We start from the raw sequence: 2,710 nt of genomic DNA, 5'->3' as shown, positions 1-2,710 counted from the left end.
GTAAAAAATTATTCAAACAAGACAGTAGTAATATTTTCAAAAGCACAAAGAGATATAGTAAAAGGAGAAAAGTTATTTTCTATTAAGAGAAATTATTTAAATCCTGAACAAAGTAAAATAATAACACAAGCAGCAATTTTTGATGAAGAAAATAACAAAATAATAACAAAAGCAACAGCACCATATCAAGATGGGTTAAGTGTATCAGATGCAAATGCGTTAAGATCAGGGGACGAAGCATCGATAGTAATACATGCAAAAAACATTTCTGGAGTAGAAAGTTTCCAAATAGATTTATACTATCCAAATGCATTGTTAGCGATAGACACATCGAAAGGAAACAATGGAGTAGAACTATTAAACACAGTATCATCGAACACATTATTATCAGATCCAATAGATGATGGAGGAGTATTAAAGATAATATTCACGACACAAAACGGAACAGAATTGAATTTAAATGATGAAGATATAGTAAGAGTATATGTGATAGCTAAAGATGTAGATCCAAAAGAAGAAGGAGTTACTTCATTAGAAGCAACATTAATGAATAGTAATTTAAATCAAATAAGTACAAATACATTTGGAGGAAATGTTGTAGTATATGATCTAATATTATTAGGAGATTTTGATGATCCAGGTACAGCTGGAGATGAAAGGGATTATCAAGTTGGAATAGATGACTTTTTAGTATTTTTAGATCATTATGGTACAGTACAAGGGGATACGTACTATGATAAAGACTTTGACATATATCCAGCAGAGATAGCTCCAATAGGAAACTGGTTAACAGATTCAATATACAGTATTTCTGTCCCTGATGGAAAAATAGATTTGTATGATTTCATAATATTTGCAAGAAACTATGGGAAAAGCTTACCGATGGAAAATAGTGCCCCAGTATTTGGAGCTGGAACATTAGCGCCAGCAGATGGAGATAGTGGTGTATCAATAACAACTGCATTGGATTTTCCAGATGCAACAGATGCAGAAGGAGATACAATAACGTACGATGTATATTTAGGGACAGATCAAACATTAGTAAATAATTTAGATGCAAGTGTAAGAATAGCAAGTAATTTAAGTAATTCTCAAACGAGTACATTATCTTTAGATAGAGGAACTACATATTATTGGAAAGTAGTAGCAAAAGATGGAAAAGGTGGAGAAGCATATTTACCTGGATCAAGTACAACATATAGTTTCTCAACAGAAACATTAGATAAGATCTTTGTAGCAGGAGGAGAAGAAGGAGTATTTGTAATGGATGTAAGTACGTTATCTGATCCGGAAGTTGAACAAGATGGTTCAGGTAATGATAATATAATAGATTTAGAAGGATATGTATATGACGTATTGAAAATAGATGGAGCAAATGACAAATATATAGCAGTAGCAGAAGGAGATAAGGGATTAACAGTATTATATTATGACAACACAGCAGCAGGGGTATGGGATTTAGAAGAAGATACAAGTTTATCGCCATTTTATTTAGGAGATAAAGCAAAAGGATTGGCATACAAAACAGATGGGAGTAACAAATACATATTAGTAGCAGCAGGAGCACAAGGATTATACATAGTACAATTTAACTCTACAGCAGGTGATACAGCAGATTCCGATGATAATCCAACTGGAACATTCACATTAACATTAAAATCACATTTAACATTAAGCGGAGATTCGAAATCAGTAACGGTAGATGGGACAGCTGCATATGTAGCAACAGGTTCTGGAGGAATGGTTATAGTAGACATAACAGATGTAACAAATCCACAAATAATAAGTACATTAACAGATATAGTAGATGTAAAAGATATAAAAATAGATGGAGAAGTAGCATATGTAGCAGGAGGAGAAAGTGGTGTATATAAAGTAGACATAACAGATAAAACAGCACCAGTAGTGGAAACGAATTATGATACAGCAGGTTATGCAGAAAAAATAGAAGTAGAAGGAAATTATGTATATGTAGCAGATGGATCAAATGGGATAGTAAAATTAGATAAAACAACATTTGGATATGTAGGGAAATATAATACAGATGGATATGCAAAAGGAATAGTAGTTGATGGAGGAACCGGTTTTGTAGGAGATAGTTTCAAAGGTTTAAAAACAATAAATGTTAATAACATGAGTTTATTAGGGGAATATAACATTGGTTCAATAGCAAGGAATGTTTTTGTAGCAGAAGATAGATATTTAATAGTAGCAGATGGAGATGCAGGTGTAAAAATATATGATGCAGGAGTTAATTTATCAAATATAGCAAATCCTACCCTTATTAAAACAGTAGATACACCGGGATACGCAAGATCAGTATATTATGTACATCATAATGACGGAGGAACACCAGCGAACGAAGAATTTATGATATATGTAGCAGATGGTCCTAAAGGTTTAGCGGTAATAGATGCTGATGCTGGTGATAATGATACACCATTTGAAGATGAAAATGATATAGCTTTACTAAATACAACAAATACAGAAACAAGTGGATATGCATACGATGTTTATCCATATGCAGTAGACGGTGCTTTTGACTTAAGTGGAGATGAATATTTATACGTAGCAGATGGTTCAGGAGGTTTGGTAGTATTTGATATAACCACTCAAGCTAGAACTGCGGATCCACAATATGTAAGAACTGTTATAGACGATGGAAATGGAACAAGTAATGTTGGGGTTATGATGGCTATCGGTTATGATG

General features: G+C 33.1%; 1 protein-coding gene. It reads left to right on the top strand.

Translation table 11 applies throughout. From position 1 onward, the window contains the following. The coding region (locus X275_RS08645) for an LVIVD repeat-containing protein (RefSeq protein WP_047268441.1) at positions 1–2,710 on the top strand (2,710 nt) is incomplete at both ends.

Origin of the sequence: Marinitoga sp. 1197, assembly GCF_001021165.1 — a bacterium.
GTDB lineage: Bacteria > Thermotogota > Thermotogae > Petrotogales > Petrotogaceae > Marinitoga.
This window is presented reverse-complemented; position numbering and strand designations above follow the sequence as displayed.